The organism is Sphingopyxis sp. RIFCSPHIGHO2_12_FULL_65_19 (genome assembly GCF_001830555.1).
Classification (GTDB): Bacteria; Pseudomonadota; Alphaproteobacteria; order Sphingomonadales; family Sphingomonadaceae; genus Sphingopyxis.
Genome location: NZ_MIAM01000065.1, coordinates 1 through 12,706, shown reverse-complemented (window position 1 = coordinate 12,706; position 12,706 = coordinate 1). Strand labels below are relative to the sequence as shown.

The window sequence follows — 12,706 nt, the reverse complement described above, 5'->3', positions numbered from 1 at the left end:
TTACCAACGCGCATGAAACCCTGATCTGGGCGTCGATGGGTGAAAAGTCGCGATACACCTTCAATTATCGCGCAATGAAGACGCTGAACGACGAATTGCAAATGCGGTCCGACTGGCTGATCCCGATCTGTGGTGGGCAGGAGCGGTTGAAAAAGGGCGGGACAAAGGTTCACCCGACGCAGAAACCCGAAGCCTTGCTTTACCGCATCCTGCTGGCCTGCTCGAACCCCGGCGACGTGATCCTCGATCCCTTCTTCGGTACCGGCACGACCGGCGCGGTTGCCAAGCGTCTCGGCCGCCACTTCATCGGCATCGAGCGCGAGGACGACTATATCGCCGCCGCCAAGGAACGCATCCAGATGGCGCTGCCGCTCGACGAGAGCGCGGTGAAGACGATGATGGCACCCAAGGCGGCAACGCGCGTCGCGTTCGGCACCCTGGTCGAAGGCGGCATGATCGCGCCGGGAACGATGCTGACCGACGCCAAGCGTCGCTGGAAAGCGAAAGTGCGCGTCGACGGAAGTCTCGATTGCGAAGGCCAGCCCGCGGGGTCGATCCACAAGGTCGGCGCGGGCGTGCAAGGCGCGCCCGGCTGCAACGGCTGGACCTTCTGGCACATTGACACCGGCAAGGAATTGCGGGTTATCGACGCCGTGCGGCAGGATTGGTTACTGGCGAACGAGGCGTAACAAAACGTCATCCGGGCGAAAGCTGGGATCGCTATTGTCGTGCCGGAACGCCAGTGGTCCCAGCTTTCGCTGGGATCACGAATTGAAGGGCATCGCATGTTCGTTCCACTAACCAAACCCCACCTCGGCAGCGCATCCGCCGGTGCAAAAATCTATTGCCGCCCGACCTGCTTCATCGACCGGCCGCACGAGCTTGACGATCATTGCCTGCGGATTGCCGATACGATGGTCTGGTTCGCCGCGTGGCACATCAGCCTGCGCGATGGTGCGAGCGTCAAGACAGCGATCGTCACGGTAGCCGAATGGGCCGACTGGATCGCGGCGATGCCTGATGGACTGGCGCAGGCCGCGACGGCGCAGCGTGCTGCGGTGGTGCGGCCGCGCGGGGCTTTGACGCTGGGCGAGCGGACGGTGCGGCTGAACGAGCCTCAGTTAATGGGCATTTTGAACGTCACCCCCGACAGTTTTTCGGATGGTGGCAAGCATGTCGATACCGCAGCGGCGACCGATGCCGGCTTTGCCATGGCGACCGCGGGCGCCGCCATTATCGACGTCGGCGGCGAATCGACGCGTCCCGGCGCGCCGCTGGTCTGGGAAGGTGACGAGACCAAGCGCGTCGAAGGCGTCGTTGCGGCGCTGGCGAAGGGCGGGGTTGCGGTGTCGATCGATACGCGCAAGGCCGCGGTGATGGAGGCCGCGCTCGCCGCGGGGGCAACAATCGTCAACGATATTTCGGCGCTGCGTTACGACGAGCGCGCGATGGCGGTCGTCGCAGAGGCGGGGTGTGCGGTGGCGCTGATGCACGCGCCGTCGGCCAAGAGCGACCCGCACGAGGGCGGGGATTATGCCCATATCCTGTTCGACGTTTACGACATGCTCGCGGACCGGGTGGCGGCGTGCATTGCGGCGGGGATCGACGCGTCGCGGATCATCATCGACCCCGGCCTGGGCTTCGGCAAGAGCGTCGGCGACAATCTGGCGCTTATCAACGGCCTGGCGCTGTTTCACACACTCGGCTGCCCCATCCTGTTCGGCGCCAGCCGCAAGCGGATGATCGGCGCGCTCGACAATGAAGCGCCCGCCGATCGGCGGCTCGGCGGCACGGTGGCGCTCCACTATCAGGCGGCAACGCAGGGCGCGCAGCTGCTGCGCGTCCACGACATTGCCGAGAACCGGCAGGCGCTGCGGATCTGGCGCGGGCTGCGCGACGCGGCGTTGACCGCCTGAGACGAGCCGAGGCAACGCCTGCGTTCGCGCCGCGTATCCTTTGGGAAGGGCCGCTGTTCCAGCGCGCCCACTCCAAGGAGAATTTCATGCAGCTTCCCCATGGCACCCATGTCGCCGTCGCCGACGGAAATCGATTCGTCATGTTCCGCAATGATGGCGACGAGGCCATCATCAACCTGGTCGACGCTGCCAGTCCCGAAGTCGAGACGACCAATCGCAGCGGGGCCAATCCGGAAGTGCGCGATCTTGATGAGCGAGGCCATGCGGCGGGCGTGGCGGCATTGCTTAATAAGCAGGTGCTGGACAACGAGATCGAGAAGCTGCTGATTATCGCGGACCCGAACACATTGGGGGTCATGCGCAGCCACTACCATAGCGAATTGGCGAAACGACTGGTGGGCGAACTGCCCAAAACGCTGACCAATGCGAATACCGCAGCAATCGAAAACGCGATTACCGCCGCCTGAACCCCGGTGGCAATCGACCCTGCCGATTGCCCGCTGACGCTTGGGTAGCCGTGACTTTAGAGGCCGTAGCCACCGTCGCTGGTCAGCACGCTGCCGGTGATGGTGGCGGCTTTGTCGGAGAGCAGGAACAGGATTTGCGCCGCGATCTCGTCGGCGGTTGCGTAGCGGCCAAGCGGTGTCGCCATTTTCGCCATTGCCGCCATCGCGGCATCGCGCGATCCCTCGTTCGCGACCAGATCGGCGAAAAACGGCATGTCATCCCAGATCGGGGTGTCGACGCCCCCCGGCGCGATTGCGTTGACGCGGATGCCGAGCGGCGCGCCCTCTTTGGCGGCGACTTTGGTCAGCTGTATGAGCGCGGCTTTTGACGCTCCATAGGCGCCGGTGCCGGGTTCGGCCTTGATACCCGAGATTGAGGCGGTGGCGACGATCGCGCCGCCGCGCCCGTGCGCCGTCATGGCGCGCATTGCGGCCTGCAAACTCAGCATGGCGCCGTCAAGATTGACCGCCAGCAAGCGTCGCCAAGCCATGAAATCGATATCGACGATCGGCGCGGCATCGCTGATCCCGGCGTTGACGACTGCCAGATCGACTTCGGCGAGGGCTTTGGCATGTGTCAGCCACATGTCGGGGTCGGCGACATCGTCGCCGCGGCTGCGGTCGATGCCGATCACGGTGGCACCCGCGGTGCGCAGCGCGTTCGCCACCGCAAGGCCGATACCCGAAGCGTCGCCGGTGACGAGCGCGGTTTTGCCGGAAAAATCGAAAGTCATGGCCGCGACGTAAAGCCGTCAGGCGGCGGTGTCGATGCCGAGGTCGCTCAATTTGCGATAGAGCGTCGAACGCCCGATACCGAGCCGGCGCGCGACTTCGCTCATCCGGCCGCGATAATGGCCGATCGCCAGGCGGATGACGTCGGCCTCGATTTCCTCGAGCGGGCGCAAATTGCCGTCGGGCAGGTAGAGCGTGACGCCGATGGCTTCGCCGTTGATCGCGACCTCGCCCGCGCTGCTGCCGCCGCCGCCGCCGAGCGTTGCCTCGATGGCCCGGAAATCGGCGCTGGTCAGGACATCGGTCTTGCTCTCCACCGCGGCGCGGAACAGCACGTCCTGCAATTGGCGGACGTTACCCGGCCAGGCATAAGCAGCGAGCAGGCGCAGCGCGTCGTCGGTGACGCCGATCGTTCCCATGCCCGGCAGGCCGCCGATGCGCGCGAGCAGGTGGCGCGCCAGCGGGCCGACGTCGCCGCGGCGTTCAGAGAGCGAGGGGAGGGTGAATTGCGCGCTCGATAGCGCGTAGAACAGGTCTTCGCGAAAATGCCCCGCCTCGATCAGCTTGTCGAGCGGGCTGGCGCTCGTCGCGATGATCCGGACATCGACGCTCTGGCGGATCGACCCGCCGATCATCTGGACTTCGCCGCTGTTCAGGAATTCGACGAGCTTGGCCTGCGTTTCGAGCGGGATGCATTCGACATGGTCGATGATGATGCTGCCGCCATCGGCCTGGACGAGCCGCCCGACCTGGCGGTCGAACGCGCCCGGAAAAGCACCGCGTTCGTGGCCGAACAGTCCCGATCCGATCAGCCCCGGCGACACCGCCGAACAATCGACCATCACCAATGCGCCGCGCGCGCGCGGGCTGGCGCCGTGGATCGCGCGGGCGAAGACTTCCTTGCCGGTGCCCGGCTTGCCATTGATCATCACCGGCACGCGCGCCCGCGCCGCCTTGGCAGCGATTGCCAGCGCGCTGCGGAAATTGGGGCTGGACCCGATGATTTCCTCGAACGCCAGCGGCGCGCGCAGCTTCTCGGTCAGCGGGCGGAGTTCGCCTTGCGGGCCGCTGGTCGACACGACGCGGTCGAGCGCTTCGAGCAGGCGATCCGGCGCGATGGGTTTCTGGACGAAATCGCTGGCCCCGGCGCGCATCGCGCCGACCGCGACTTCGACCCCGTTGCGCATCGTGATGACGACGAGCGGCAGCGCGGGGCGCCAGCGGCGCAGCTCCGCGACGAATTCGGCCATGTCCATGCCGGGCGCGCCCTGATCGACGAGCACCGCGTCGAGCGCCATGCCCTCCTGCGTGCCAAGCTTGGCAAGCGCGGTGTCGGTGTCGGCGGCGATGACGCTGCGCCAGCCGCCGCGCGACACCAGCGCGGCCAGGAAGCGTTGCTGGGCCGGCTCGCTGTCGACGATCATCACCGTCCGCGTGTCGCGCGTGTTCGTCATCGTTTCGAATCTGCCCCCTGAACCGACATTGCTATGGGTTTGTTCTGCTGTGACGGGCATATCTATCCGATAGGGGTAAAAGGGCGATTAAGGCCGTTGGTCTTTTGGCACAGCGGGACGGCAAGGCCAAACCCGCACTTGAGCATCGCCGGACGCGTGGCTAAGACCGGCGCGATAACGAATCTGGGCCATCATGCTGTGCGTTCGCGCACAGATATGGCCGTTCAAGGGGAAAAACGATGGCACAGCAGGAAATGAAGGCAGCCGAAGAAACCTACGCGGGTTTCATCAGCCTGTTCAAGATCGGCTCGATCATCACCGCGGTCGTCACCATCGGTGTCGTCCTGCTCATCGCGTCCTGACGGGCCCTGCGCATGCGCATCGCTGTCCTCAAGGAACTCGCCGACGGCGAGACCCGCGTCGCCGCAACCCCTGAAACCGCAAAAAAATTCATTGGTTTAGGAGCCGAAGTTGCCGTGGAATCGGGGGCAGGGATCAATGCCTCGATCGCTGATGCCGACTATGCCGCCGCGGGCGCGTCGGTCGGCAGCCGCGCCGAGGTTCTGAAGGGCGCGAACATCATTCTGGGCGTCCAGGGCCCCGATCCAAAAACGCTTTCGGGTTTTGCCGACGGCGCCTGGCTTGCCGCCGGGCTCAACCCCTTTGGCGAACGCGCGCGCATCGACGACTATGCGAAGGTCGGTATCGAGGCGCTGGCGATGGAATTCATGCCGCGCATCACGCGCGCGCAGTCGATGGACATCCTGTCGAGCCAGGCGAACCTCGCGGGCTACAAGGCGGTGCTGATGGCGGCGAACGCTTATGGCCGGGCCTTTCCGATGATGATGACCGCGGCCGGCACCGTCAGCGCGGCGAAGGCCTTCATCATGGGCGTCGGCGTCGCGGGGCTCCAGGCGATCGCGACCGCACGCCGCCTCGGCGCCCAGGTCAGCGCGACCGACGTGCGCGCCGCGACCAAGGAACAGATCATGTCGCTCGGCGCCAAGCCGATCTTCGTCGAGAGCGTCGCGGGGATCGAGGGCGAAGGCGCGGGCGGTTATGCCACCGAAATGTCCGACGAATATAAGGCAGCGCAGGCCGAGCTGGTGTCGTCGCACATTGCCAAGCAGGACATCGTCATCACCACCGCGCTGATTCCGGGGCGCCCCGCGCCGCGGCTGATTTCGGACGCGCAGCTTGCGACGATGCGCAGCGGCAGCGTGATCGTCGACATGGCCGCCGAAAGCGGCGGCAATGTCGAAGGTTCGGTATCGGGCGAGGCGAAAAAGATCCACGGCGTCACCGTGATCGGCGCGAAGAATATCGCCGCGCTGATGCCCGCGGACACCAGCGCGCTGTTCAGCCGCAATTTGTTCAACTTCCTGGCGGCCTTCTGGGACAAGGAAGCGGGCAAGCCGGTGCTCGACGAGGAAATCGGCAACGCCGTTCGCCTGACGCAGGGCGGCAAGGTCGTCAACGAGCGGTTGCTGGGATAGATATGGGCCTGTTCAGCGCCGGAGATATCGACATTGCGGGCGCGCAGGCCGAATTTCAGGCCTGGCTGATCGAAGGCGAACGCGTGCTCGCGGCATTCCGGACGATCCGCGACACAGTGCTGCTGACCAACCTGCGCTTCATATTCGTCGATGTGCAGGGGCTTACGGGATCGAAGAAGGATTTCCAGAGCATCCCCTGGCGGTCAGTAACCCGCTTTTCGTTCGAGACCGCCGGCACTTTCGATCTCGATGCGGACATGAAAGTGTGGGTGTCGGGCGCTGCGACACCGCTAGAGGTCAAGATATCGCGCAAAAGCGATCCGCAGAAAATCCAGCAGCTGATGGCGCAGTTGATCGTCGGTCGCTGACGTCCAGGAAGCGGCCGTTTTCGGCATTTTCATGAAACTTCCGATGGTTGCTGTGCGTTCGGGGTTTCAACAACCCGACCCTCGACCAGCGGGAGCTTTGAAGTCGTCTGCGAAACTTCGCGCTATACCTTTTCCTGTGCTTGCCAACGCGGCGACCATCAAGGTCGATGGCACGCAGGGCCGCAGCGGTTTCATCACCCGGCCCGACGTCGAACCGTCGAACGGTAACATTCACGTCATCAACGGCGTGTTGATGCCGATTTTGGGCTGATTCCGGGGCGTTTCGCCCGGCTTTTGAAAGGACAGGATATGAAAACTCATCTGATCTTGACGGTTGCAGCCACGGCGCTCGCCTTATCGGGTTGCGGCGACAAAACCGAAACGCCGACCGAGACGACCACCGTCGCTGGCGGCGAAATGGCACCAGCGCCCGCCCCCGCGCCGTCGCAAATGCTTGCCAGCAACACCATTGCCGCGAATTTGTCGGCCGCTTCCGACTATAAGTCGCTGGCGAATGCAGTGACGCAGGCCGGCCTGGCCGAAACATTGTCGGGCGCGGGCCCCTTCACGGTCTTTGCGCCGACCGACGCCGCTTTTGCACAGGTGCCGCCGGTGACACGCGACGGATGGATGCGTCCGGCGCAGAAGGAGGTGCTTGCGGGCGTCCTCAAATATCATGTCGTGCCCGGCACGCTGACCGCTGCCGACCTCGCCGCCAAGATCACCGAAGGCGGCGGCAAGGCGGTGCTCAAGACCGCCGACGGGCAGGATCTGACCGCGACCAAGAGCGGCGATGCCATCCTGCTGACCAGCGCGAGCGGCAACAAGGCGACGGTGACGCAGGCCGACCTTACCCAATCGAACGGCGTGGTTCACGCGGTCGACGCGGTGCTTGTTCCCAAAATGTAAAAAACATCGCCGGCACCCCGGGTGAGGCGATATTTTATGTCACAGAACGCCCGCATTTCTCGCCATGGGGAATGTGGGCGCTTCTTTTTGGCCGCTTAGGAGTCGACACATAAGGCGGGGCGCGGCAAGAGGTGCGCGAAACGGAATCAGCAGGGGAGCGAGCCCGTGGATTTTATCGCGATTTTTTCGATTTTCGTCCTGGCGTGCTTCGTCGGCTATTTCGTCGTGTGGTCGGTGACCCCGGCGCTTCACACGCCGCTGATGAGCGTCACCAATGCCATTTCATCGGTGATCATCGTCGGCGCGCTCATCGCCAGCGCCGCCGCGGGTTCGGCCTCGTCGAAATGGCTCGGTCTTGCCGCTGTCGTGATGGCGAGCATCAACATCTTTGGCGGCTTCGCCGTGACGTCGCGCATGCTTGCGATGTACAAGAAGAAGGAGCGCTGAGATGGACGTCCAGGCCATTCTCTCGGCTGCGACCGGGGGCCACGGCGCGGTAAATCCCTACGCGGCGATCGCCTATCTGGTGTCGGGCGTTCTGTTCATCCTGGCGCTCCGAGGCCTGTCGAGCCCGGCGACGGCGCAGAGCGGCAACCGCTTCGGCATGATCGGCATGACGATCGCCGTGGTCACGACGTTGCTGACGCATATGCCGATGAAGGTCGGCGACGCGACAAACAGTTATGTCGGCGTCGATCCCGTCGGGCTGATCGAAATCCTCGCGGCGATCGGCATCGGCGCCGTCATCGGCATCGTCATGGCGCGGCGCATCGCGATGACCGCGATGCCGCAGCTGGTCGCGGCGTTCCACAGCCTTGTCGGCCTTGCCGCGGTCGCCGTTGCCGCCGCCGCCTATCTCAATCCCGTCGCCTTCGGCATCGCCGATGCCACGGGGCAGATTTTCACCGTCAGCCGCATCGAAATGGGGCTGGGCATCGCGATCGGTGCGATCACCTTTTCGGGATCGGTGATCGCCTTCCTGAAGCTCAACGGCAATATGTCGGGCGCGCCGATCATGCTGCCGGGGCGGCACGTCATCAATCTCGGCACGCTTGCCGCGATCATTGGCTTGGTCGCCTATTTCACCTTCGACCAGAGCCCCTGGGTGTTCTGGACGGTCACGGGGCTCAGCTTCCTGATCGGTTTCCTGCTGATCATCCCGATTGGCGGCGCCGACATGCCCGTCGTCGTGTCGATGCTGAACAGCTATTCGGGCTGGGCCGCGGCGGCGATGGGCTTCACGCTCGGCAACACCGCGATGATCATCACCGGCGCGCTGGTCGGTTCGTCGGGTGCGATCCTGTCCTACATCATGTGCCGCGCGATGAATCGCAGCTTCATCAGCGTGATCGCCGGCGGCTTTGGCGCCGATGCTGGGCCCGGCGATGGCGGGTCGAAGGAACAGCGCCCGTGGAAGCCGGGCAGCGCCGACGACGCGGCTTTCCTGATGAGCCAGGCCGAAAATGTCATCATCGTTCCCGGTTACGGGATGGCGGTGGCGCAGGCCCAGCACGCGCTGCGCGAAATGGCCGACCTGCTGAAGAAAGAGGGCGTGAACGTCAAATATGCGATCCATCCGGTCGCGGGCCGTATGCCGGGGCACATGAACGTGCTGCTCGCCGAAGCGAATGTGCCCTATGACGAAGTGTTCGAGCTGGAGGACATCAACGGCGAGTTCGCGCAGTGCGACGTGGCGTTCGTCATTGGTGCAAACGACGTGACCAACCCCTCGGCAAAAACCGACAAGACGTCGCCGATTTACGGCATGCCCGTGCTCGACGTCGAAAAGGCGAAGACCGTGCTGTTCGTGAAGCGGTCGATGGGCGGGGTCGGCTATGCCGGCGTCGATAACGACGTCTTCTATATGGACCAGACGATGATGTTGCTCGGCGATGCCAAAAAGATGGCCGACGACATCGTCAAGGCGCTGAACGGCGGCGGGCACTGAGTTTCTGCGCCTGACGGCGCAGGCGGCACCGGCCCGCTCCCCCACCCGGCCTCCCATAGCTTGCTATTTTAGGGAGGCCGGGTGGGGGAGCGGGCCGGTGCCGCTACCAACGGAGGAATTATGCGTAAAATCGGCCTGATCGGGGGCATGAGCTGGGCATCGACCGAGCTTTATTACCGCCATCTCAACAAGGGGGTGCAAAAGCGCCTCGGCACCGCCTGTTCGGCGCCGATCCTGATGGAAAGCCTGAACTATTGCGATCTGTCGCGGATCACGACCGCCGAACAGTGGGCGCATGCCAAGGAGGTGCTGACCGCATCGGCGCAGCGGCTTGAGGCGGCGGGTGCCACGGCGCTGATGATCGCGGCCAATTCGATGCATAAGGTCGCCGAGGACGTCGCGGCGGCAATCTCGATCCCGCTGCTCCACATTGTCGATGAAACCGGCGAGAAGATGCAGGCCGACGGGATCAAGGCGGCGGCGGTGATCGGCACGCGCAACGTGATGACCGAACCCTGGTTCCGCCAGCGGCTCGTCCGCCACGGGCTGACGTTGGCGCCCTACGACACCACGCGCGCCGACGAAATCGACCGGATCATCTACGAAGAGCTGATGCTGGGGAAAGTGACCGAAAGTTCGCGCCGGACGATGAAGACCTTCATCACCGATATCGCCAAGCAGGATATTCAGGCGATCGTGCTGGCCTGCACCGAGCTGGTGATGCTCGTCGATACCGACGCGAACCTGCTGCCGATCTATGACACGACGCGCATCCATGTCGCGGCGGGCGTCGACTGGATTTTGGGCGAGGGGTGATCTTCTCCCCTCCTGCTTGCGGGAGAGGTTGGGGGTGGGCCGGCACCGCTTGAGGTGCCCACCCCGCTGCGACTAGCGAACAGGTTCGCAAGTCTCGCTGCCCCTCCCGCAAGCGGGAGGGGAATAATCACCCCATCCTTGTCCAGGTCACCGTGCGGCAGAATACCGCGACGCAGCCCTTCATCGTGAGCTTGTTGCCCTTCACGCGAAGATGCGCCTTGTAATAGCGGCCATCTTCGGGGCTATAGCCTTCGCCTTTCCAGCCGTCGCCGTGCGGCACCAGATCCCAATAGATTTGCAGGCCTTCGACCAGGCGGCCGCGCTTGGCCTTGTCGGGATTGCGCTCGTCGCGCTGGCCGCCCGCGGGTTCCTTGATCAGCAGTTGGGCGACCCGGCCGCACATTTTGGCGCCGCAGGGCGCCATGGCGACGATCCCTTTTCCGTCGTCGGTTTTCCACCGCCCGGTCAATGACGCGGGCGCGGCGGCGACCGACGGAACGGCAATCAAGGCGGCAAGCACCATTGGCAATCTGTGAATCAAAGCGACCTCTCCCCGGTTAGCTACACATATGTCAGCAACATCGCTTGGCATCCGTCAAGTCTTGCACCATGCTCCCCGAAAATTTGGGGAGAGACATATGCGATTCCATGTCCTGCGCCACCACGCGGCGACGCTTTGCATCGCGGCGGCCCTTGCCGCCCATCCGGCGGCGGCGAAAGTGATCAGCGTCAATGCGGCAACGCCCGACGCGAACGAAAAGCTGCAAGAGGCGCTGATTCTGGCCGAGCCGGGCGACATAGTGCAGCTGGGCGCGGGCGTTTGGAACCTGACCGACGGCCTGTCGCTCGACGTCGCGAACGTTACCGTGCGCGGTGCCGGAGCGGGTGAGGGCGGATCGATCCTCGACTTCACCGGGCAGCAGGGGGCGGGAGAGGGGCTGCTCGTGACCTCCGACGATGTCTTCCTCACCAATTTCGCGGTGCTCAATACCAAGGGCGACGGCATCAAGTCCAAGGGCGCCGACCGCATCGTCTATCACAAGCTGCGCGTCGAATGGACCGCCGGGCCAAAGGAAAGCAACGGCGCCTACGGCATCTATCCCGTCGAAAGCACCGACGTGCTGATCGACAGCGTGTTCGTGCGCGGGGCGTCGGATGCGGGCATCTATGTCGGCCAGTCGAAGAATATCGTCGTTCGCGATTCGATCGCCACCGAAAATGTGGCCGGGATCGAGATCGAGAACAGCTATGACGCCGACGTCCACGACAATATCGCGACGAAGAATACGGGCGGCATCCTGGTGTTCGACCTGCCCAGCCTGCCGATGCAGGGCGGCCACAATGTCCGCGTGTTCGACAATATCGTGAACGACAACAGCACGCCCAATTTCGCCCCCAAGGGCAATATCGTCGCAAGTGTGCCGACCGGCACCGGCGTGCTGGTGATGGCGAACCGCCATGTCGAGATTTTCGACAATGTCTTCGCCGATAATGGCACCGCGAACGTGATGATCGTCGGCTATCGTTACGAGCATAAAGACCCGAAATACCAGCCGCTGCCGCGGGCGATCGTCGTGCGCGGCAACCAGCATGGCAAGGCCGGCTATGCGCCGAAGTTTCCCGGCGGCGATCAGATCGCGGCGGCGATGGGCGGCAGCATCCCGCCGATATTGTGGGACGGCGCGGGCGATGCCGTCGTGCTCGACCCGGTCGGTGTGCTGTCGCTGAACCTGCCCGACGTGAAGACGCCGCAGAGCGAGGCCAAGCCGTCGCCGGCCGACCTGTCGAAAGGGACGCCCCCCGCGGCGCTGCCGACGATCAAGCTGCCCGACGCGATGGAGGCGAAGGTTCGGTGAAACGCGTTTTTGCCGCGGTTGCGACGGCGCTGCTATGCGCCAGCGGCGGGGCGGCGTTGGTGGCGCCGACGGTCGATCAGGCGCTTGTCGAAAGCGATGCGATGCCGCCGAAACTGTCGGCATTCGGGCTGTTTCGCGGCAATGATCCAAACGCCCCCGCCGCCGGTATCGGTTACACGCTGCGCGCGCCGCTGTTCAGCGATTACACCGACAAGCGCCGCTTCATCTCGATCCCGGCGGGCAGGAAAGCGGCCGTGGCCCCCGACGGCACGATCGAATTTCCGGTCGGGACGGTGCTGGTCAAAAGCTTCGGCTGGTCCGACGTCAACGCGGGGCGCCCCGTCGAGACGCGCCTGCTGATCCGCCGTGCGTCGGGTTGGGCCGCGCTCCCCTATATCTGGGACGCCGATGGCAAGGACGCGACGCTGGTGCTTGGCGGGCGCCGGGTGCCGGTAACATTCAACAGCCCCGACGGCACGGCGCACAGCATCCGTTATGCCGTGCCGAACAAAAATCAGTGCAAGGAATGCCACAGCCTGAACGGCGAGATCGTGCCGATCGGGCCCAAGGCGCGCAATTTCATCCTCGACCCGGCAGCCTCCGACGCGCTGCGCAGCCGCTATTTCGAGAATCCCGCGGCGCTGAGGCCGGTGATGCCGCAATGGGACGACCCCAGCAGCAGCAGCGTCGCAAGCCGCGCCCGCG

At 64.4% G+C, this 12,706-nt stretch carries 16 protein-coding genes; 13 read left to right on the top strand and 3 right to left on the bottom strand.

Going from position 1 to position 12,706, the window contains the following annotated elements; all coding sequences use genetic code 11:
* The 3 genes from A3E77_RS18245 to A3E77_RS18235 all read left to right on the top strand — a co-directional run.
* The coding region (locus tag A3E77_RS18245; RefSeq protein ID WP_293648703.1) for a site-specific DNA-methyltransferase at positions 1-689 on the top strand (689 nt) is incomplete at its 5' end.
* A gap of 96 nt (positions 690-785) precedes the next feature.
* On the top strand, positions 786-1,916 hold the full coding sequence (gene folP, locus A3E77_RS18240; protein ID WP_293648700.1) for a dihydropteroate synthase: 1,131 nt from the start codon (positions 786-788) through the stop codon (positions 1,914-1,916).
* An 86-nt stretch (positions 1,917-2,002) separates the two neighbouring features.
* The gene (locus tag A3E77_RS18235) at positions 2,003-2,383 is read left to right on the top strand and encodes a baeRF12 domain-containing protein (RefSeq protein ID WP_293648697.1); all 381 of its coding nucleotides are present in this window, start codon (positions 2,003-2,005) and stop codon (positions 2,381-2,383) included.
* A 56-nt stretch (positions 2,384-2,439) separates the two neighbouring features.
* On the opposite strand, the gene A3E77_RS18230 is transcribed toward A3E77_RS18235, so the two are convergent.
* Positions 2,440-3,156, bottom strand: a complete 717-nt coding sequence (locus A3E77_RS18230) for an SDR family NAD(P)-dependent oxidoreductase (RefSeq protein ID WP_293648694.1) — start codon at positions 3,154-3,156, stop codon at positions 2,440-2,442.
* An 18-nt stretch (positions 3,157-3,174) separates the two neighbouring features.
* On the bottom strand, positions 3,175-4,608 hold the full coding sequence (locus A3E77_RS18225; protein WP_293648692.1) for a sigma-54-dependent transcriptional regulator: 1,434 nt from the start codon (positions 4,606-4,608) through the stop codon (positions 3,175-3,177).
* 239 nt (positions 4,609-4,847) lie between these two features.
* Here A3E77_RS18225 and A3E77_RS18220 point away from each other — a divergent pair, with 239 nt between their 5' ends.
* From A3E77_RS18220 to A3E77_RS18185, 8 genes are all read left to right on the top strand, one after another.
* A complete protein-coding gene (locus A3E77_RS18220; protein WP_039573443.1) occupies positions 4,848-4,970 on the top strand; it encodes an aa3-type cytochrome c oxidase subunit IV in 123 nt (40 codons plus the stop codon).
* A gap of 12 nt (positions 4,971-4,982) precedes the next feature.
* Positions 4,983-6,104, top strand: a complete 1,122-nt coding sequence (locus tag A3E77_RS18215) for an NAD(P) transhydrogenase subunit alpha (RefSeq protein WP_293648689.1) — start codon at positions 4,983-4,985, stop codon at positions 6,102-6,104.
* Between the two features lie 2 nt (positions 6,105-6,106).
* Positions 6,107-6,472: a PH domain-containing protein gene (locus A3E77_RS18210; RefSeq protein ID WP_037510620.1), complete on the top strand. Its 366-nt coding sequence runs from the start codon at positions 6,107-6,109 to the stop codon at positions 6,470-6,472.
* Positions 6,473-6,503: 31 nt separating this feature from the next.
* A complete protein-coding gene (locus tag A3E77_RS18205; protein WP_293648686.1) occupies positions 6,504-6,743 on the top strand; it encodes a fasciclin domain-containing protein in 240 nt (79 codons plus the stop codon).
* Positions 6,744-6,781: 38 nt separating this feature from the next.
* Entirely contained in the window at positions 6,782-7,381 is a 600-nt protein-coding gene (locus tag A3E77_RS18200) for a fasciclin domain-containing protein (RefSeq protein ID WP_293648684.1), read from the top strand.
* 165 nt (positions 7,382-7,546) lie between these two features.
* A complete protein-coding gene (locus tag A3E77_RS18195) occupies positions 7,547-7,828 on the top strand; it encodes a proton-translocating transhydrogenase family protein (RefSeq protein ID WP_293648682.1) in 282 nt (93 codons plus the stop codon).
* 1 nt (position 7,829) lies between these two features.
* Positions 7,830-9,329: an NAD(P)(+) transhydrogenase (Re/Si-specific) subunit beta gene (locus A3E77_RS18190; protein ID WP_293648679.1), complete on the top strand. Its 1,500-nt coding sequence runs from the start codon at positions 7,830-7,832 to the stop codon at positions 9,327-9,329.
* Between the two features lie 120 nt (positions 9,330-9,449).
* Positions 9,450-10,145, top strand: a complete 696-nt coding sequence (locus A3E77_RS18185) for an aspartate/glutamate racemase family protein (protein WP_293648676.1) — start codon at positions 9,450-9,452, stop codon at positions 10,143-10,145.
* Between the two features lie 127 nt (positions 10,146-10,272).
* Here A3E77_RS18185 and A3E77_RS18180 read toward each other — a convergent pair whose 3' ends face one another.
* Positions 10,273-10,614 (bottom strand): DUF2147 domain-containing protein, encoded by a 342-nt coding sequence (locus A3E77_RS18180; RefSeq protein ID WP_293648673.1) that lies wholly within the window; start codon positions 10,612-10,614, stop codon positions 10,273-10,275.
* Between the two features lie 169 nt (positions 10,615-10,783).
* Here A3E77_RS18180 and A3E77_RS18175 point away from each other — a divergent pair, with 169 nt between their 5' ends.
* Together A3E77_RS18175 and A3E77_RS18170 are read left to right on the top strand one after the other, a co-directional pair.
* Complete coding sequence (locus tag A3E77_RS18175; protein ID WP_293648670.1) at positions 10,784-12,001, top strand: parallel beta-helix domain-containing protein; 1,218 nt, start codon at positions 10,784-10,786, stop codon at positions 11,999-12,001.
* Positions 11,998-12,706 (top strand): hypothetical protein (locus A3E77_RS18170; protein WP_293648667.1); only part of this gene is annotated, 709 nt, incomplete at its 3' end. The genes A3E77_RS18175 and A3E77_RS18170, both read left to right, overlap by 4 nt.

Coding starts and splice junctions, on each gene's coding strand:
- A3E77_RS18205 (WP_293648686.1), top strand. CDS start 6,504: ATGAAACTTCCGATGGTTGCTGTGCGTTCGGGGTTTCAACAACCCGAC.
- A3E77_RS18200 (WP_293648684.1), top strand. CDS start 6,782: ATGAAAACTCATCTGATCTTGACGGTTGCAGCCACGGCGCTCGCCTTA.
- folP (WP_293648700.1), top strand. CDS start 786: ATGTTCGTTCCACTAACCAAACCCCACCTCGGCAGCGCATCCGCCGGT.
- A3E77_RS18175 (WP_293648670.1), top strand. CDS start 10,784: ATGCGATTCCATGTCCTGCGCCACCACGCGGCGACGCTTTGCATCGCG.
- A3E77_RS18190 (WP_293648679.1), top strand. CDS start 7,830: ATGGACGTCCAGGCCATTCTCTCGGCTGCGACCGGGGGCCACGGCGCG.
- A3E77_RS18225 (WP_293648692.1), bottom strand. CDS start 4,608: ATGACGAACACGCGCGACACGCGGACGGTGATGATCGTCGACAGCGAG.
- A3E77_RS18210 (WP_037510620.1), top strand. CDS start 6,107: ATGGGCCTGTTCAGCGCCGGAGATATCGACATTGCGGGCGCGCAGGCC.
- A3E77_RS18215 (WP_293648689.1), top strand. CDS start 4,983: ATGCGCATCGCTGTCCTCAAGGAACTCGCCGACGGCGAGACCCGCGTC.
- A3E77_RS18230 (WP_293648694.1), bottom strand. CDS start 3,156: ATGACTTTCGATTTTTCCGGCAAAACCGCGCTCGTCACCGGCGACGCT.
- A3E77_RS18220 (WP_039573443.1), top strand. CDS start 4,848: ATGGCACAGCAGGAAATGAAGGCAGCCGAAGAAACCTACGCGGGTTTC.
- A3E77_RS18235 (WP_293648697.1), top strand. CDS start 2,003: ATGCAGCTTCCCCATGGCACCCATGTCGCCGTCGCCGACGGAAATCGA.
- A3E77_RS18185 (WP_293648676.1), top strand. CDS start 9,450: ATGCGTAAAATCGGCCTGATCGGGGGCATGAGCTGGGCATCGACCGAG.